16 protein-coding genes are annotated in these 17,942 nt (G+C 43.5%); 15 read left to right on the top strand and 1 reads right to left on the bottom strand.

Annotation, left to right across the window (positions count from 1 at the left end; translation table 11 throughout):
* Positions 1-19: 19 nt before the first annotated feature.
* From J4G36_RS11335 to J4G36_RS11305, 7 genes are all read left to right on the top strand, one after another.
* Positions 20-1,156 carry an acyl-CoA dehydrogenase gene (locus J4G36_RS11335; protein ID WP_210470220.1) on the top strand — a complete coding sequence of 379 codons (1,137 nt, stop codon included), beginning with the start codon at positions 20-22 and terminating at the stop codon, positions 1,154-1,156.
* Between the two features lie 190 nt (positions 1,157-1,346).
* Complete coding sequence (locus J4G36_RS11330; protein ID WP_210470218.1) at positions 1,347-2,489, top strand: acyl-CoA dehydrogenase; 1,143 nt, start codon at positions 1,347-1,349, stop codon at positions 2,487-2,489.
* A 163-nt stretch (positions 2,490-2,652) separates the two neighbouring features.
* A complete protein-coding gene (locus J4G36_RS11325) occupies positions 2,653-3,306 on the top strand; it encodes a TetR/AcrR family transcriptional regulator (RefSeq protein ID WP_210470216.1) in 654 nt (217 codons plus the stop codon).
* 4 nt (positions 3,307-3,310) lie between these two features.
* The gene (gene icmF / locus J4G36_RS11320) at positions 3,311-6,568 is read left to right on the top strand and encodes a fused isobutyryl-CoA mutase/GTPase IcmF (protein ID WP_210470214.1); all 3,258 of its coding nucleotides are present in this window, start codon (positions 3,311-3,313) and stop codon (positions 6,566-6,568) included.
* 128 nt (positions 6,569-6,696) lie between these two features.
* A complete protein-coding gene (locus tag J4G36_RS11315) occupies positions 6,697-6,861 on the top strand; it encodes a hypothetical protein (protein ID WP_210470213.1) in 165 nt (54 codons plus the stop codon).
* Positions 6,862-7,063: 202 nt separating this feature from the next.
* Entirely contained in the window at positions 7,064-7,627 is a 564-nt protein-coding gene (rpoE, locus tag J4G36_RS11310) for a DNA-directed RNA polymerase subunit delta (protein ID WP_210470211.1), read from the top strand.
* Between the two features lie 149 nt (positions 7,628-7,776).
* A complete protein-coding gene (locus J4G36_RS11305) occupies positions 7,777-9,366 on the top strand; it encodes a CTP synthase (RefSeq protein WP_210470203.1) in 1,590 nt (529 codons plus the stop codon).
* Between the two features lie 269 nt (positions 9,367-9,635).
* Here the strand turns inward: J4G36_RS11305 and J4G36_RS11300 are convergent, their stop codons facing one another.
* Positions 9,636-10,148, bottom strand: coding sequence for a DUF2529 family protein (locus J4G36_RS11300; RefSeq protein ID WP_210470195.1), 513 nt, complete (start codon positions 10,146-10,148; stop codon positions 9,636-9,638).
* Positions 10,149-10,367: 219 nt separating this feature from the next.
* Between J4G36_RS11300 and J4G36_RS11295 the strand changes: the two genes are divergently transcribed.
* The 8 genes from J4G36_RS11295 (at position 10,368) to J4G36_RS11260 (ending at position 17,909) form a co-directional block, all read left to right on the top strand.
* On the top strand, positions 10,368-10,727 hold the full coding sequence (locus J4G36_RS11295) for a response regulator (protein ID WP_368668754.1): 360 nt from the start codon (positions 10,368-10,370) through the stop codon (positions 10,725-10,727).
* 122 nt (positions 10,728-10,849) lie between these two features.
* A complete protein-coding gene (locus J4G36_RS11290; RefSeq protein ID WP_210470192.1) occupies positions 10,850-11,707 on the top strand; it encodes a class II fructose-bisphosphate aldolase in 858 nt (285 codons plus the stop codon).
* An 81-nt stretch (positions 11,708-11,788) separates the two neighbouring features.
* Positions 11,789-12,436: a fructose-6-phosphate aldolase gene (fsa, locus tag J4G36_RS11285; protein WP_210470190.1), complete on the top strand. Its 648-nt coding sequence runs from the start codon at positions 11,789-11,791 to the stop codon at positions 12,434-12,436.
* A gap of 17 nt (positions 12,437-12,453) precedes the next feature.
* Positions 12,454-13,731 (top strand): UDP-N-acetylglucosamine 1-carboxyvinyltransferase, encoded by a 1,278-nt coding sequence (locus J4G36_RS11280; RefSeq protein WP_210470187.1) that lies wholly within the window; start codon positions 12,454-12,456, stop codon positions 13,729-13,731.
* 93 nt (positions 13,732-13,824) lie between these two features.
* Positions 13,825-14,790 carry a class II fructose-bisphosphatase gene (gene glpX / locus J4G36_RS11275; RefSeq protein WP_210470185.1) on the top strand — a complete coding sequence of 322 codons (966 nt, stop codon included), beginning with the start codon at positions 13,825-13,827 and terminating at the stop codon, positions 14,788-14,790.
* Positions 14,791-14,925: 135 nt separating this feature from the next.
* Positions 14,926-16,209, top strand: coding sequence for a transcription termination factor Rho (gene rho, locus J4G36_RS11270; protein WP_210470183.1), 1,284 nt, complete (start codon positions 14,926-14,928; stop codon positions 16,207-16,209).
* A 576-nt stretch (positions 16,210-16,785) separates the two neighbouring features.
* Entirely contained in the window at positions 16,786-17,016 is a 231-nt protein-coding gene (gene rpmE / locus J4G36_RS11265; protein ID WP_210470181.1) for a 50S ribosomal protein L31, read from the top strand.
* A gap of 290 nt (positions 17,017-17,306) precedes the next feature.
* Positions 17,307-17,909, top strand: coding sequence for a thymidine kinase (locus J4G36_RS11260; protein WP_210470179.1), 603 nt, complete (start codon positions 17,307-17,309; stop codon positions 17,907-17,909).
* Positions 17,910-17,942: the final 33 nt, after the last annotated feature.

The raw sequence follows: 17,942 nt of genomic DNA, 5'->3' as shown, positions 1-17,942 counted from the left end.
TTAAAGGGGCAAGAATGCGATGGATTTAACACTTACTGATGAGCAGAAAATGATGCGTGACATGGTACGAAATTTCGCGAAAACTGAAATTGAGCCTTTCATTCCCAAAATGGAAGCTGGCGAATTTCCGCGTGAAATTTTAACGAAAATGGGCGCACTGGGCCTCATGGGAATTACGGTTCCCGAACAATACGGTGGTTCCGAGATGGATTTTGTTTCTTATATTCTAGCCATCGAAGAACTATCCAAAGTAAGCGCGGTTGTAGGAGTTATCCTATCGGTCCATACATCAGTTGGAACAAATCCAATCATGTACTTTGGGAATGAAGAGCAGAAGAACAGATACTTGCCGAAAATGGCGAGCGGGGAATATCTCGGCGCCTTTTGCTTAACGGAGTCATCTTCAGGGTCAGATGCAGGTGCACTTAAAACGCGTGCAGTCAAAGACGGCGACAATTATGTATTAAATGGGTCGAAAATGTTCATTACAAACGGCGGGGAAGCCGACGTTTACATCGTCTTCGCCTCGACAAGTCCCGCTGATAAAACATATGGCATCACCGCGTTCATCGTCGATAAAGATACACCGGGACTCATTATCGGTAAAGAAGAAAAGAAAATGGGATTACATGGTTCTCGCACCGTTGAATTAGTCTTCGACAATATGAAAGTTCCGGTAGAAAACAAGCTTGGTAAAGAGGGCGAAGGATTCAAAATCGCCATGGCAAATCTCGACGTCGGCCGAATCGGAATCGCTGCACAGGCACTGGGAATCGCAACTGCCTCACTTGATGCCGCCACCGATTACGCAAGAGAACGCGTCCAATTCGGAAAACCAATCGCGAGCCAACAAGGAATCGGTTTTAAACTAGCCGATATGGCAACCGCAGTCGAAGGTGCACGCTTACTCGTTTATCGAGCAGCTCAACTACGCGCTGAAGGCTTGCCTTGCGGAAAAGAAGCCTCAATGGCCAAACTATTCGCATCGAAAGCGGCTGTTGACGGATCGATTGAAGCGGTCCAAATATTCGGCGGCTACGGCTATACAAAAGATTATCCAGTCGAACGTTACTTCCGCGACGCCAAAGTAACCGAAATATACGAAGGTACCAGCGAAATCCAACGAATTGTCATTTCCAAGCATTTAACGAGGTAGGGATAAGGTCACAACTTGCAAGCAAAGTATTGGTTAGTGCAAGCAAACAGTGCTGGACTGCAAGCAAACACTCCAAAGCTGCAAGCAAACTCGACCGAACTGCAAGCAAATCCCAATCGACCAAACCGCTAGCCTATTTTCATAGAATCACCAATTAAATTAACTCAAAAAAAACAAGGTGGGAAATATAATGAATTTTAAATTATCCGAAGAACATGAAATGATTCGAAAAATGGTCCGCGATTTCGCAGAAAAAGAAGTGGCACCAACTGCTGCAGAACGCGATGAAGAAGAACGGTTCGATATGGTTTTATTCGAAAAAATGGCGGAACTCGGCCTAACAGGAATTCCTTGGCCAGAAGAATACGGCGGAATCGGTAGCGATTATCTGGCGTATGTCATAGCTGTTGAAGAACTATCACGCGTCTGTGCATCCGTCGGTGTTACGCTTTCCGCGCATACCTCACTTGCAGGCTGGCCGGTATTTAAATACGGGACTGAAGAACAGAAACAAAAATACCTTCGTCCCATGGCGGAAGGAACAAAAATTGGCGCATACGGATTAACTGAACCAAGATCCGGTTCCGACGCAGGTGCAATGGGAACGACTGCGAAACTTGACGGTGATGACTATGTGATTAACGGTTCGAAGATCTTCATCACGAACGGCGGCATCGCAGACATTTATATCGTTTTTGCCATTACCAATCAAGAAGAAGGAAAGCGTCCGGAAACAAGTGCTTTCATCGTAGAAAAAGACTTCCCTGGATTCTCAGTCGGCAAAAAAGAGAAAAAGCTAGGCATTCGTTCATCACCAACAACTGAAATCATGTTCGACAACTGCCGCGTACCGAAAGAAAACCTACTAGGCAAACTCGGTGAAGGATTTGTCATCGCCATGAAAACACTAGACGGCGGAAGAAACGGCATCGCAGCGCAAGCGGTTGGTATTGCACAAGGGGCCCTCGACGCTTCAGTCGATTACGCCAAAGAACGTAAGCAATTCGGAAAACCAATCGCAGATAACCAAGGCATCGGTTTCAAACTAGCCGATATGGCCACATCAATCGAAGCGTCCAGATTACTAACGCATCAAGCGGCTTGGCTAGAATCGAACAACTTGCCATATGGAAAAGAATCAGCAATGGCTAAACTAATGGCTGGAGACACGGCGATGAAAGTGACAACAGAAGCAGTCCAAGTTTTCGGTGGATACGGCTACACAAAAGACTATCCAGTCGAACGCTTCATGCGCGACGCAAAAATCACACAAATCTACGAAGGCACCCAAGAAATCCAACGCCTCGTCATCTCCCGCATGCTAACTAAATGATAAAAGTTACTGAAAAAACGTTCTTAATAAAATGAAATATCCAGTTGATCGTAGTGGAGGGGGCGACTCCAGCGGGAAAAGCTAGAAAGCGTCCCCCCGGAACGGAAATCAACGTTTTAAACGACACTTTTTCAACTGCCTTCAAACCAATCGGGGGTTTATTATGGAAACAAAACGTCAAATAAAATCATCCGTCAAAGACGAAAGTCTCATCGAAATGAGACGCGAACAAATGATACGCGGTGCAGTCAAACTCTTTAAAGAAAAAGGGTTTCACCGCACAACAACGCGTGAAATTGCAAAAGAAGCGGGTTTCAGCATCGGCACGCTCTACGAATACATTCGAACAAAAGAAGACGTATTATTTCTCGTCTGCGACAGCATCTACAACGAAGTAAACGATCGACTATACGTTCTAGCAAAAGAAGAAGGAACCGTCAAAGGACTTCGCTCAGCCATCCAACAATATTTCGAACTCATCGACGACATGTCAGACGAGTTCGTCGTCATGTACCAAGAATCTAAATCTTTGCCGAAAGACGCACTTCAATATGTATTGAAAAAAGAAATGGAAATGGTCGCTTTATTTGAAAATATTTTGCAGTCTTGCGTGGAGTTAGGGGAACTTCGCATTAACCAAGACGACATTCAAATCGCGGCGCACCACATCGTCGTTCAAGGCCAGATGTGGGCATTCCGGAGATGGGCTTTACAGAAAAACTATACAATCGAAAAGTTCATCGAAATTCAAACAGAACAAATTTTCAAGGGGATTGTGGGAACAGGGAATATTCACGAAGAAGGAAAGGGTGTTTAACTATATGGCTACAATCGAAGTATATAAACCGAAACACCATGTCAGAATGGTAACGGCATCGAGCTTATTTGACGGTCACGATGCATCCATCAATATCATGCGCAGAATCTTGCAAGCAAGCGGCGCAGAAGTCATTCACCTCGGGCATAATCGCTCAGTTGAAGAAGTCGTCAATGCAGCTATTCAAGAAAATGTTCAAGCAATCGCGATGTCGTCTTACCAAGGCGGCCACGTCGAATACTTCAAATATATGTATGATTTGCTAGCAGAAAAAGGGGCACCGCATATCCGCATTTACGCGGGCGGGGGCGGCGTGATCATTCCGAAAGAAATTAAGGAACTGCATGAATACGGAATCGCATGGATTTTCTCGCCCGAAGACGGTCGGAAAATGGGTCTTCAAGGCATGATTAACCGGATGATGGAAGAATGTGATTTTGAAACCGCGAATGATTGCAAAATCGAGGATTTGGAAAGCGTCACAACAGAAAATCCAGAAGTGCTCTCAAAACTCATTACGTATGCAGAAGAAACGTACGACAAAGACGATGAAACTGCAAAAGCTTTCTTGAAAAAAGCGAAAGAACTATCGAAGAACACACCTGTTTTCGGAATCACGGGTACGGGCGGAGCTGGAAAAAGTTCATTGACAGACGAATTGATTCGTAGATTTTTGCATGAGCTACCAGACAAAAAAGTGGCGATTCTATCGATTGACCCGACGAAACAAAAAACGGGCGGCGCACTGCTCGGAGACCGGATTCGGATGAATTCTATTTTTAATAAACGCGTATTCATGCGCAGTTTGGCAACAAGAGGATCACGTTCGGAACTATCCGGTGCGATGCAACATGTACTTGATATCGTCAAAGTCGCGGGGTACGACTTGATTATTATCGAAACAAGCGGTATTGGCCAAGGGGACGCCGATATTGCCGACATATCTGATGCATCGATGTATGTCATGACAAGCGAATTCGGCGCACCGACACAGCTTGAAAAAATCGACATGATTGACTACGCCGATTTAATCGCGATCAATAAATTCGAACGTAAAGGCTCTGAAGACGCAATGCGACAAGTCCAAAAACAATATCAACGCAGCCGGATGCTATTCGATCAAGAGCTGGACAAAATGCCGGTTTACGGAACAATTGCGAGTCAGTTCAATGATAAAGGAACCAACTCTTTATTCGCAGCGATTGTCCGCGTTTTGAATGAAACCTACAACCTTGATTGGACAACGTCTTATGACGATCTTGCGAAAGCGCAAAAAGAAAATGTCATTATTCCAGTAGACCGTATGCATTATCTGCGGGAAATTTCTGATGCGGTTCGCGGCTACCACCGAAAATCTGGCGTTCAAGAAGATTTGGCGCGAAAACTATTTCAATTAGAAGGTACGATTAATCTTGTAAAAGAAAAATCACCTGAGGATGGATTAGTCGAATCGCTTCAATTCCTGGCTGACAGTGTCCGTGAGGAATTAACGCCTGAATCGAAAAAAATTCTAGCAAACTGGGAGACATTGAAAGAGGCTTATGCAGGCGAAGAGTTCGTGACGAAAGTGCGCGATCGAGAAATTCGTACATTACTACGCACAACTAGTCTTGCTGGACTTAAAATACCGAAAATCGCGCTTCCAAAATATAAAGATTACGGCGAAATTCTCCGCTGGGTTTACCGTGAAAACGTACCGGGTTCTTTCCCATATACGGCTGGTGTATTCCCGTTTAAACGCGAAGGTGAAGATCCAAAACGGCAATTCGCTGGCGAAGGTACGCCGGAACGCACAAACCGCCGTTTTCACTATTTGTCGAAAGACGATGACGCGAAACGACTTTCGACAGCATTCGATTCCGTGACGCTTTACGGAGAAGACCCGGATGAGCGCCCGGATATTTACGGGAAAGTTGGCGAATCGGGCGTCAGCATTTGTACGCTTGAAGACATGAAAAAGTTATACGATGGCTTCGATTTATGCGCGCCTTCGACATCTGTCTCAATGACGATTAACGGGCCAGCACCGATTATATTAGCGATGTTCATGAATACAGCTATCGATCAGCAAGTTCGTATTAAAGAAGAAGAATTGGGTCGACCGTTGTCGATTGAAGAGTTTACGGAAGTGAAAGACGGCACGATGCAAGTCGTTCGCGGAACTGTTCAAGCGGATATTTTGAAAGAAGATCAAGGTCAAAACACTTGTATCTTCTCGACAGAATTTGCGCTTCGACTCATGGGCGATATTCAACAGTATTTCATCGATAAGAAAGTACAGAACTATTATTCAGTGTCGATTTCGGGTTACCACATCGCGGAAGCGGGCGCGAATCCAATTTCACAACTCGCATTCACATTGGCAAATGGTTTCACATACGTGGAGTATTACTTGAGCCGCGGCATGAACATCAATGATTTTGCACCGAATCTATCATTCTTCTTCTCGAATGGACTAGATCCGGAGTATACGGTCATCGGCCGTGTCGCCAGAAGGATTTGGGCAGTTGCCATGCGTGAAAAATACGGTGCCAATGACCGTAGCCAAAAATTGAAATACCATGTGCAAACATCGGGCCGCAGTTTGCACGCACAAGAAATCGATTTCAACGATATTCGTACTACGCTACAAGCGTTAATGGCGTTGCAAGATAATTGCAACTCGCTTCATACGAACGCATACGACGAAGCAATCACGACGCCGACCGAAGAATCCGTTCGACGGGCAATGGCCATTCAAATGATTATCACGAAAGAACATGGCCTGTCGAAAAATGAAAACCCGCTCCAAGGCGCATATATTATTGACGAATTAACCGACCTTGTCGAAGAAGCGGTTCTTACAGAATTCGACCGACTAAATGACCGTGGCGGCGTACTTGGATCGATGGAAACACAGTACCAACGTGGTAAAATTCAAGAAGAGTCTATGTATTATGAAATGAAGAAACATACTGGAGAGCTTCCAATCATCGGCGTAAACACCTATTTAAATCCGAATCCGCCGTCTGAAGAGGATATCGACAATATGGAAATCGCCAGAGCGACGAAAGAAGAAAAGGAAACGCAAATTATTAATCTACGCGCATTCCAACAAAAACACGCAAGTAAAACAGAAAAAGCACTGGAACAGTTACAACAAGTGGCGGTATCAGGCGGAAATATTTTTGCTGAATTAATGGAAACGGTCAAAGTTGCCAGTCTCGGTCAAATTACCAATGCACTTTATGAAGTTGGCGGGCAATACCGTCGAAATATGTAATAATACTTGGAAAAATAAATCCATGGAGCGAGTATATCTCTGTGGATTTTTTCCAATTACTGTGGGACAATAGAGAGTAACCAAAATGAGAATATGTCGTGAGTAAACGGGAAGGAAGAGGTGGCAAAATGAAAGTGTATCAACACATAATAATCATTATTGCACTCACCCTGTTTACAGTATTCTTTTATAAAGAAGGTCTTGGCGCGATTGCATTTTTACTAGCAGCTTTTTATTTGACTTCGCTTTTTATTCGAGAATTTAAACGCTCCAAGAAAGATAAGAAAGCGTAGGCCATTTGACGTTTTCTTTACGAAGAAAAATGCATGTGGTATAATCATCTAGATAAAGTTTACTTCAGGAGGACTGATAATTTGGTCCTTTTTTTAGAGCTTAAGCTGGATTACAAGCTAAATAATTGTATATAATAGTATGTAAAGTGGAAAAAGAGGAGAGAGTAAGATTACTCTAGCCTTCAGAGAGGGTGTGCATTGCATGAATATCCGTGAAATGACGAAAGAACAGTTAGCAGAAGAATCGATTATCGATATTGCATATGCGGTATTGGCTGAAAAAAATGAGAACTTGACATTAAGACAGTTAATGGATGAGGTTCGCAAACTAAATGGTATTACAGTTAGATCTATGGCTGAAAAACTACCAAGAGTAAATACAGATATTAATATTGACGGACGATTTCTATCAATTGACGACATTCGTTGGGGACTGCGCGAATGGTATCCGGTCGATCAATTAGAAGTAGAAACAGCGCCAGTTGTACGTACGCGTAGAAAACGAAAAGCTGTTGATGATGAGGATGACCTCGATTTAGATGACGATGAAGAAGTGGTGGACGAAGACGGATTCGATCTAATCGATCTTGAAGAAGACGAAGACGATGATGAGGAAGAGGGCGAACTACTCGTAGCCGATGAGGCAGAAGCTGAAATCGATGTCGACGTAGATTTACTTGAAGAAGACGAAGAAGATATTCTTCCAGAAGATCTCTTAATCGATGATGAAGATGACGAAGAAGATGAAGAAGAAGAAGAGGAATAATCCTGCTTGACTTCAGCGCAAAATCACGATAAGATTCTACTGGGCTCCTGAAAAAGGACAAATGACTCAGAGTATATGCGCTCCTACTGCGAAACGTTGCAGCGGGGCGCTTTTTTATTTTTACTAGACTAAATTCGGAGGAATTGAATATGACAAAATATATTTTTGTAACAGGTGGAGTTGTTTCTTCACTCGGAAAAGGAATCACGGCAGCATCACTCGGTCGCTTGCTGAAAAATCACGGACTGCAAGTGACTATTCAAAAATTCGATCCATATATCAACGTCGACCCGGGAACAATGAGCCCGTATCAACATGGAGAAGTCTTCGTGACAGAAGACGGTGCAGAAACGGATCTCGATGTCGGCCATTACGAACGCTTTATTGATATTAATCTAAACAAATACTCCAACGTAACAATGGGGAAAGTCTATTCTTCCGTACTGAAAAAAGAACGCCGCGGCGATTACAACGGTGCGACTGTTCAAGTAATTCCTCATATTACAAATGAAATAAAAGAACGCATTCTCGCATCTGGAAAAAACACCAATGCAGACGTCGTCATCACGGAAGTCGGCGGAAGTGTCGGGGATATTGAGTCTCTTCCAATTCTAGAAGCAATCCGTCAAATGAAAACGGACTTCAATAAGAATGACATCATGTACATTCACTGTACACTGATTCCATATATGAAAGCGGCAGGTGAAATGAAAACGAAGCCGACACAACATAGCGTTAAAGAACTGCGCAGTCTCGGAATTCAACCAGACGTCATCGTCGTTCGTTCTGAACAAACTGTTCCTCAAGAAATGAAAGATAAAATTGCGCTATTCTGTAGTGTGCGTCCGGAAGAAGTCATTGAAGCAGTAGACGCGGATATCCTTTATAGAATGCCACTCATGCTGAAAGAACAAAAAATGGACGATATTGTCATCGATCACCTCCAACTGAAAGCTGGGAAAGCGGACATGTCCGACCTGCACGCACTCATCGACTTAGTGAGTTCGGTTTCGAAAAAGGTACAAGTTGCCCTTGTCGGAAAATATGTCGAGCTCCCAGACGCTTATATTTCAGCGGTCGAAGCTCTTTCACATGCAGGTTATCCATTCGCTACGGAAGTAGAAGTGAAGTGGGTTGATTCGGAAAAAGTGACATCTGAAAATGTTGCTGAGCTTTTAGGCGACGTAGATGGAATCGTAGTTCCAGGTGGATTTGGTGATCGCGGAATCGACGGGAAAATCGAAGCCATCACATATGCGAGAGAAAACAAAGTGCCATTTTTCGGAATTGCACTCGGCATGCAACTGGCAACCGTTGAATATGCACGTAATGTGGTCGGCTTGAAGGATGCACATTCAACTGAATTTAATCCAGAAACGAGCCACGCAATTGTACAAAAAGACGCAGACCAAAATGGTACGATGCGTCTCGGCGTATCCCCATGTAAATTGGAGAAAGGAACAAAAGTGGGCGTGGCATACGGCGCAGAGTTAATCTACGAACGTCACCGTAACCGCCACGAGTTCAACAATGAATATCGTGAACAACTCGAAGAAGCAGGCATGATTTTCTCTGGAAACAGCCCAGACGGTCAATTTGTCGAAACCATTGAGCTTGGAGATCATCCATTCTTCGTCGCATGCCAATTCCACCCAGAATTCGCATCACGCCCAACACGTCCGCAACCACTAATCAGCGCGTTCGTCGAAGCAACGTTATCACATCAATCGGGTAAATAAGTTCCAACAGTTCAATTCTTCTCCACTGATTACTAGTTTAAAAAAAGCTACACGAGAATGGAAAACAACCCATTCCGTGTAGCTTTTTCTAATTGCGAATTAAAATCATGGTGAAACGACTAAAGTAGACCTCCGAACGACCAATAATGGTGGTGAAACGACCAAAGCCGCGGTGAAACGACCAATGTGCGCATCCAAACGACCAAACCCTACCTCCGTACGACCAATAATGATTCTGAAACGACCAAAGCCGATATTCTAGAACCAACCTAATCCTCCAACACCATCTCATCATAAGAAATCTTCACAGCTTCATAAATAAACAACGCGGCCAACGCCTGTGGCTCGACGATTCGCTCGCCGTCTTCACCCGGTAATAAACCGCGCGTAAGCCTAGTAGAAATATATGTAGTCGCCAATTCCGCAAGGTCATTATCTTCCGCATTCACAGATGAAACAGCCGCAAAAGGAATAAACGCATCAGCAAGTGTCCGTGCAAGCAATAAAGCCTCTTCATTCTGGTGTGATCGAGTTACAATCCATACACGATCCTGAGACTCAATTTTCATTCCAGGTTCATAAGCAATCGCACCGACCAATTTGTCGACGCCTTCCGTAGCGACAAGCTGAACAGCCTTCATTTCACCAAAGCAAGCTAAAATAACGCGACCTTCTCCAATCGTCGCTTGCGCGAGAAGGCGGGCAGTCTCTTCAATGGAATCTTCATTATTTCCTATAATTCGTTGCAATAAACCACTAATTTGTGTCGTTAACATCTTCATGCGAAGCACCTCCATCCCCATTATAGAGACAAATTCGGGTAATTGTAAAATGAAGCCTAGCAGGAATGTAAATTTTTCCAACTGCGAACATATCAACAAATTTTTAATTTTCTGTGTATAATTCAAGATAAATAGAGGGTATTTGATACTAGATGTCAAATACTACTTATGAATCTAAACATATAAAATATATACATGTATAGAAAGGAGACCGATTATGTGAGAAGTATCTTAATTGTAGTTGATCAACCTGGAATTCGATTATTACTTGGAGAGTTGTTTCGAAAAGAAAACTACTCAGTTAGACTAGCGAAAAACGGTGTAGAAGCATTTATAAAAATTGAAGCCGAACAACCCGATTGTGTACTCCTGGATATGAAAATGGCAGGCATTGACGGAATGGAAGTATTAAAAAAGATAAAAAAGAAGTGGCCGGCAGTCCCTGTTATTATGATGACTGCATATGGCGAATTGGAAAAAATCGAAGAAGTACTCGCTTTAGGCGCAGAAAAATATTTTACAAAACCGTTTGATATCTATGAAGTTCGCGATACCGTCAATGAGATAATTACTGGTTAATAAACTGGGCAGTGGCAAACACTGCCTGATTTTGATATGATAATAAGCGTATGTAGGATTACATTTACATAATAAATAAACAAACAAATTAAAATGTTTATTATTCTGAAGGAGGAATTATCATGGCACTTGTTTCGATGAAAGAAATGATGATTAAAGGTAAAAAAGAAGGCTATGCAATTGGTCAGTTCAACCTGAACAACTTAGAATATACGCAAGCAATATTACAGGCGGCTGAAGCAGAAAAATCCCCTGTTATTCTTGGGGTTTCAGAAGGCGCGGCTCGTTACATGGGCGGTTTCACAACAGTAGTAAACATGGTGAAAGGACTTATGCACGATTATGAAATCACAGTTCCAGTTGCGATCCATTTAGATCACGGAACTAGCTTTGAAAGTTGTAAAGCAGCTATCGACGCTGGATTTACTTCTGTCATGATTGACGCATCATCCAAGCCACTTGATGAAAATATTGCAATTACAAATACGGTTGTTGAATATGCACATGAACGCGGCGTATCTGTCGAAGCTGAACTTGGAGTTGTTGGCGGAGAAGAAGATGACATCATCGCAGACGGCGTAATCTATGCAGATCCAGCTGAATGTAAAGAACTTGTTGAAAAAACAAATATTGACTGTCTCGCTCCAGCACTTGGATCCGTTCATGGTCCTTACAAAGGAGAGCCGAACTTAGGTTTCGAAGAAATGGAAACTATTTCAAGTCAGTCTGACTTACCACTAGTTTTACACGGCGGAACAGGCATCCCGCTTAAAGATATTCAACGTGCGATTTCACTTGGTACTGCGAAAATTAACGTGAATACAGAAAACCAAATTCAAGGAACAAAAGCGGTTCGTGATTTCCTAGCATCGGATGCAGAAGCTTATGATCCAAGAAAATACCTAGCACCAATGCGTGAAGCAATCAAAGAAACAGTTATCGGGAAAATGCGCGAATTCGGAAGTTCACAAAAAGCATAATGTAACGTAAAGAGGAGAAGCATTCCGCACAACACGGTGAATGCATTCTCCTTCTTTAACATTGACTTGGAGGAATAACTTATGAAGTTTTTTATCGATACAGCAAATTTTGAAGAGATTCAAGAAGCACATAGCTGGGGAATCATTTCTGGAGTTACGACAAACCCATCATTAGTAGCAAAAGAAGACGTTCCTTTTCATGAAAGACTGCGCCAAATCACGGAACTCGTTGATAGTTCTGTAAGTGCAGAAGTTATTTCACTAGATGCTGAAGGCATGTTGAAAGAAGGACGCGAACTTGCCAAAATCGCTCCGAATATTACAGTAAAACTTCCAATGACGCCTGAGGGCTTAAAAGCGTGTTCAGTATTTGCCGCAGAGGGTATTAAAACAAACGTAACACTGATTTTCAGTGCAAATCAAGCACTACTTGCAGCCCGTGCAGGTGCTACGTACGTGTCTCCGTTCCTAGGCAGACTCGATGATATCGGATCAGACGGTATGGACTTAGTCGAAACAATCGCAAATATCTTTGTGATTCACGACATAAAATCAGAAATCATTGCAGCCTCCATCCGCAGTCCTCAACATATTACAGATGCGGCACTAGCAGGTGCGCATATTGCAACAACACCTTTTAATGTACTAAAACAACTATTCAACCATCCATTAACTGACAAAGGAATCGAAGCATTTCTTGCGGATTGGGAAAGTAGAAAGAATAAGTAATGCCAAAGGGGAGCAACATGGACGTTTATAAAATCAAAGGCGGTAAACCGCTTCAAGGTACAATTTCGGTAAGTGGAGCGAAGAATAGCGCGGTCGCGCTCATTCCAGCATCTATCTTGGCAGATTCACCCGTCACACTCGAAGGGTTACCGGAAATCTCTGACGTGCTGACTTTGCAAGCGCTTCTCGAAGATATTGGCGGGAAAGTGATTCTCGACGGCAAAACAATGGTCATTGATCCAACCGAAATTATTTCAATGCCATTACCAAACGGGAATGTGAAAAAGCTTCGTGCTTCGTACTATTTAATGGGTGCGATGCTCGGGCGTTTTAAGCATGCCGCGATTGGATTGCCAGGCGGATGTCACCTCGGCCCTCGTCCGATTGATCAACATATTAAAGGATTCGAAGCGCTTGGGGCAACAGTCACCAATGAACACGGTGCGATTTATCTGCGAGCGAAAGAATTGCGCGGCGCCAAAATTTATTTGGACGTCGTCAGTGTCGGTGCTACCATTAATATTATGTTGGCAGCCGTTCTGGCAAAAGGACGGACGACGATTGAGAACGCAGCGAAAGAACCGGAAATCGTTGATGTGGCGACATTATTATCCAATATGGGTGCGAAAATTAAAGGAGCCGGAACGAATATTATTCGCATCGACGGTGTTGAAAAATTGCATGGTACGCGCCACACGATTATTCCGGACCGCATTGAAGCCGGGACATTTATGATTATGGCAGCTGCGGCTGGAGACGGTGTGACCATCGACAACGTCATTCCTTTTCACCTAGAAGCGTTAACATCGAAGCTTCGTGAAATGGGTGTGGATATCGTTGAAAAAGATGAACAGATTTTCATTCCAAAAACAGAAAAACTGCAAGCGGTCGATGTGAAGACGCTCGTATATCCTGGTTTCCCAACGGATTTACAGCAACCTTTTTCAGTGCTCCTAACGCAAGCAGTTGGTTCGTCCATGATTACCGATACTGTATATTCCGCAAGGTTCAAACATATTGATGAAATTGGACGGATGAATGCAATCGCACGTGTCGAAGGTAGCTCGGCGATTTTGTCCGGCCCGACCCCATTAGAAGCAGCAACCGTTCGTGCATCAGATCTTCGAGCAGGGGCGGCCCTCGTACTCGCGGGTTTATTGGCAGACGGTGAGACTGAAATTCGGGAGATTCAACACATTGAACGCGGATATAGTTCTCTTATTAAAAAATTACAAGGACTTGGCGCTGAAATCAGTAAGGTGAAAATCTCTGAAAGTGTCTCACTTCGCGAATAAATTACAAGAGTAGTTATGTTATAATTAAACCGTTCAGTAATGTAAAACGTTGTTTATTTTACAGGTGGAATCGAAAATCGGGGGGAACCATACATGGAACGCAGTTTATCGATGGAATTAGTCAGGGTTACTGAAGCAGCCGGCGTAGCAGCAGCACGCTGGATGGGGCGCGGATTGAAAAATGAGGCAGACGATGCAGCAACAACTGCAATGCGAATGGTCTTTGACACAATTCCAATGCAAGGCGTCGTCGTGATCGGCGAAGGTGAAATGGATGAAGCACCTATGCTTTATATCGGTGAAGAACTTGGCATGGGAAATGGCCCGCTTGTTGACGTCGCGGTTGACCCACTCGAAGGAACGAACATCGTTGCATCGGGCGGTTGGAATGCGCTTGCAGTTTTAGCAATTGCGGACCAAGGCAATCTTCTAAATGCTCCGGACATGTATATGGACAAAATTGCAGTCGGTCCGGAAGCGGTTGGCAAAATTGATATTGATGCTTCAGTCACAGATAACTTGTTTGCAGTCGCAAAAGCTAAAAACAAAGATATCGAAGACGTTGTCGCCACGGTATTAAGTAGAGATCGTCATTTAGCGATTATTGAAGAAATTCGCGCTGCAGGTGCGCGCATTAAACTCATCACAGATGGCGATGTAGCCGGTGCCATTAATACTGCGTTTGACGGAACGGGTGTCGATATTTTATTCGGCCATGGCGGTGCTCCAGAAGGTGTAATTTCGGCTGTAGCGCTCAAATGTTTAGGCGGAGAAATTCAAGGTCGCCTCGTACCTTCCAATCAAGCTGAAATTGATCGATGCAACAGAATGGGTATCGATTTGAAAAAAGTGCTGTACATGAATGACCTGGTGAAAGGCGACGATGCAATTTTCGCCGCAACAGGTGTAACAGATGGGGAGTTACTTCGCGGTGTTCGGTTCAAAGGTTCTTACAGTGAAACACACTCAGTCGTAATGCGTTCCAAATCAGGAACTGTGCGCTTCGTAGAAGGTCGTCATAGTATGAAAAAGAAACCTCACCTCGTTATGCAAAACTAATGAATCTTGCTTTTCATGGACTAGCTTCTGCCAGGTCCTCGCCTTGGCAGAAGCTCCCAACATGATTTAGCATTGCTTTCCTAAATAAAACCTCGAAAAATTAAACTCAAAAACTAAAAGAGTGGTGCCAATAAAATGAAAATATTAACGATGTCGGCGCTTGAAAATATGACTTTAAAAGAGTTATATGAACATGCCCGTGAATTTAAAATTGCTTACTATGCAAAAATGTCCAAAAAGGAATTGATTTTTGCGATTTTGAAATTAAGAGCAGAAAAAGAAGGCTTTTTCTTTATGGAAGGCGTTCTTGAAATTATTCAATCGGAAGGATACGGGTTTTTAAGACCAATCAATTACTCATCCAGTTCCGAAGATATTTATATTTCTGCTTCACAAATACGTCGCTTCGACCTTCGTAATGGCGACAAAGTTGCTGGCAAAGTCAGACCGCCAAAAGAATCGGAACGTTACTATGGTTTACTACAAGTTGAGGCAGTTAACGGAGAAGATCCGGAAGATTCACGAAATCGAGTTCACTTCCCGGCACTTACCCCACTTTACCCTGATCGCCATATTAAACTAGAAACAGATCCAACAAAACTATCAACGAGAATTATGGATTTAGTCGCCCCCGTAGGTTTTGGTCAACGCGGATTGATTGTCGCACCGCCGAAAGCCGGGAAAACACTACTCTTAAAAGAGATTGCAAACTCCATTGCAACCAATTATCCTGATACAGAACTTATTGTTCTATTGATAGATGAACGACCGGAAGAAGTAACAGATATCGAACGTTCTGTGAAAGCGGACGTTGTTAGCTCAACATTCGATGAGCTTCCGGAAAACCATATTAAAGTTGCAGAACTTGTTCTGGAACGTGCAATGCGACTGGTCGAACATAAAAAAGATGTTGTGATTCTAATGGACTCGATTACAAGACTAGCACGTGCTTACAACCTAGTCATTCCACCAAGCGGCCGAACATTATCCGGAGGAATTGACCCAGCGGCATTCCACCGACCAAAACGATTTTTCGGTGCCGCAAGAAACTTGGAAGAAGGCGGCAGTTTAACAATCTTGGCAACTGCGCTTATTGACACGGGATCAAGAATGGACGATGTCATTTACGAAGAGTTCAAAGGAACAGGTAACCTAGAACTTCACCTTGACCGCAATCTCGCAGAACGCCGTATTTTCCCGGCGCTCGACATTCGCCGTTCAGGAACACGAAAAGAAGAACTACTCTTACCGAAAGACCAACTCGAAAAGTTCTGGGCTATCCGGAAAACATTCTCCGACGCACCAGACTTTGTCGACCGCTTCCTAAGAAAGCTTCGCCAAACAAAAACAAACGAAGAGTTTTTCGAAAAACTAAACTCAGAAATGAAAGCCCACCGCAATGGGAAAGGGTTATTATAAAAATAATTGGTCCCAGCTCAGGTAATGAGCTGGGGCTTTTTTGAATTAATTGATACTACTGAAAAAATCTCTATTACATTTCAGTGATATAAACCGTCGTTTTGCATTCTGGGCGGACGAGTTCCACGAAAATCGACTAATTTCATTAAAATAAGTGTTGTTTTATCTGTTGTGTAGGATGAGAATCGTTTTTCATACAGGTATAAGGTCCCAACTTGCAAGCAAATCTGTTTAAGTGCAAGCAAAACACTCCCAACTGCAAGCAAAACCCGGCGAAGTGCAAGCAAACTAGCAACAACACTATTCTATCAGGCTTATTGCGGGAGGCATCCACAAGTGCGGAAAGATACAGTTCAATCTTTCCCTAGCGCAGAAACGTTATTCAAGGAAAAATCTTATTTTTGATTTGATTTAAACCGTCAAAACAATAGTGTTGCACGACCAAGTAAAATTTGATATACTAACTTAAGTTTCAATAAAACGATCTGCTGCATATACGGCTGACTATCGGGTCGTGTAAGGCATCAGTCTAATATATTCTGTTCCAGATGGTTCAGAGCGAGAGGAGATAGACCGATGAAAGCAGGAATTCACCCAGAATACAAATTAGCGACCGTTACTTGTTCATGTGGAAACACATTTGAAACAGGCTCTGTAAAAGAGGATATTCGCGTTGAAGTATGTTCAGAATGTCACCCATTCTACACTGGTCGTCAGAAGTTTGCACAAGCAGACGGACGTGTCGACCGCTTTAACAAGAAATATGGCCTCAAAGAAGAAGGACGCGAAGAAGAAGAGGAAGCTTAAGCTTTCAGTAAATACCCGTCATGGTGCAACAGCGCCGGGCGGGTATTTTTCATTTTCGCTTTATTGGTCGTTTCGGGATGTGCATTAGTCGTTTGCACGCCGTTATGGTCGTATCGACATCGACTATAGTCGTTTCGAGGTGTGCTTTGGTCGTTTCGCCCAAAAACCCTCTAACATATTTCACGAATAAAATAAAGACGTCAAATTTAGTCGTTTTTCGGGTATGATAAAGATTCACTTACAAATAATTGCACGATACATAAAACGTTTCATGAGAAAGGTGATTAACTATGTACCAAGCAGTACAAGGCGGATGGATTGAAGTCATCTGCGGAAGCATGTTTTCAGGAAAATCTGAGGAACTAATTCGCCGCGTCAAACGGGCGCAATTCGCGAAACAAAAAATAGCTGTCTTCAAGCCGGAAATTGATGACCGATACAGCGACGAAGCCGTTGTCAGCCATAACGGCACGACGGTCATCGCGAATCCTGTCGCGAGCTCATCTCATATCGATGAATTCGACAAATCCCCGTACGACATCATTGCCATCGATGAAGCGCAGTTTTTCGATGAAGAAATTGTCGACACGGTTATGAAACTGGCTGATGAAGGTTTTCGAGTGATTATCGCAGGCCTCGATCAAGACTTCCGCGGAGAACCATTTGGCCCGATGCCACGTTTAATGGCTGTCGCGGAACATGTGACAAAACTTCAAGCGGTTTGCACGCAATGCGGTTCTCCAGCAAGTCGCACGCAACGGCTCATTAACGGCGTGCCAGCAGGTTATGATGATCCTGTTATTCTGGTCGGCGCAAAAGAAGCGTATGAAGCAAGATGCCGTAAACATCATGAAGTTCCACACGGCATTTCCGAAGCAGTTGCCCAAATTTAATATAAATCCTGTGAAATGAAATGTGAGACGCCG

The sequence above is a fragment of the Sporosarcina sp. 6E9 genome, assembly GCF_017921835.1.
Taxonomy (GTDB): Bacteria; Bacillota; Bacilli; order Bacillales_A; family Planococcaceae; genus Sporosarcina.
Note: the sequence above shows the minus strand (reverse complement) of the source record. Positions and strands in the feature narration are given on the sequence as shown.

What these genes read in the sequence shown, in the direction of transcription:
- J4G36_RS11335 (WP_210470220.1), top strand. Translation starts at nt 20, where the DNA reads ATGGATTTAACACTTACTGATGAGCAGAAAATGATGCGTGACATGGTA.
- J4G36_RS11330 (WP_210470218.1), top strand. Translation starts at nt 1,347, where the DNA reads ATGAATTTTAAATTATCCGAAGAACATGAAATGATTCGAAAAATGGTC.
- J4G36_RS11325 (WP_210470216.1), top strand. Translation starts at nt 2,653, where the DNA reads ATGGAAACAAAACGTCAAATAAAATCATCCGTCAAAGACGAAAGTCTC.
- icmF (WP_210470214.1), top strand. Translation starts at nt 3,311, where the DNA reads ATGGCTACAATCGAAGTATATAAACCGAAACACCATGTCAGAATGGTA.
- J4G36_RS11315 (WP_210470213.1), top strand. Translation starts at nt 6,697, where the DNA reads ATGAAAGTGTATCAACACATAATAATCATTATTGCACTCACCCTGTTT.
- rpoE (WP_210470211.1), top strand. Translation starts at nt 7,064, where the DNA reads ATGAATATCCGTGAAATGACGAAAGAACAGTTAGCAGAAGAATCGATT.
- J4G36_RS11305 (WP_210470203.1), top strand. Translation starts at nt 7,777, where the DNA reads ATGACAAAATATATTTTTGTAACAGGTGGAGTTGTTTCTTCACTCGGA.
- J4G36_RS11300 (WP_210470195.1), bottom strand. Translation starts at nt 10,148, where the DNA reads ATGAAGATGTTAACGACACAAATTAGTGGTTTATTGCAACGAATTATA.
- J4G36_RS11290 (WP_210470192.1), top strand. Translation starts at nt 10,850, where the DNA reads ATGGCACTTGTTTCGATGAAAGAAATGATGATTAAAGGTAAAAAAGAA.
- fsa (WP_210470190.1), top strand. Translation starts at nt 11,789, where the DNA reads ATGAAGTTTTTTATCGATACAGCAAATTTTGAAGAGATTCAAGAAGCA.
- J4G36_RS11280 (WP_210470187.1), top strand. Translation starts at nt 12,454, where the DNA reads ATGGACGTTTATAAAATCAAAGGCGGTAAACCGCTTCAAGGTACAATT.
- glpX (WP_210470185.1), top strand. Translation starts at nt 13,825, where the DNA reads ATGGAACGCAGTTTATCGATGGAATTAGTCAGGGTTACTGAAGCAGCC.
- rho (WP_210470183.1), top strand. Translation starts at nt 14,926, where the DNA reads ATGAAAATATTAACGATGTCGGCGCTTGAAAATATGACTTTAAAAGAG.
- rpmE (WP_210470181.1), top strand. Translation starts at nt 16,786, where the DNA reads ATGAAAGCAGGAATTCACCCAGAATACAAATTAGCGACCGTTACTTGT.
- J4G36_RS11260 (WP_210470179.1), top strand. Translation starts at nt 17,307, where the DNA reads ATGTACCAAGCAGTACAAGGCGGATGGATTGAAGTCATCTGCGGAAGC.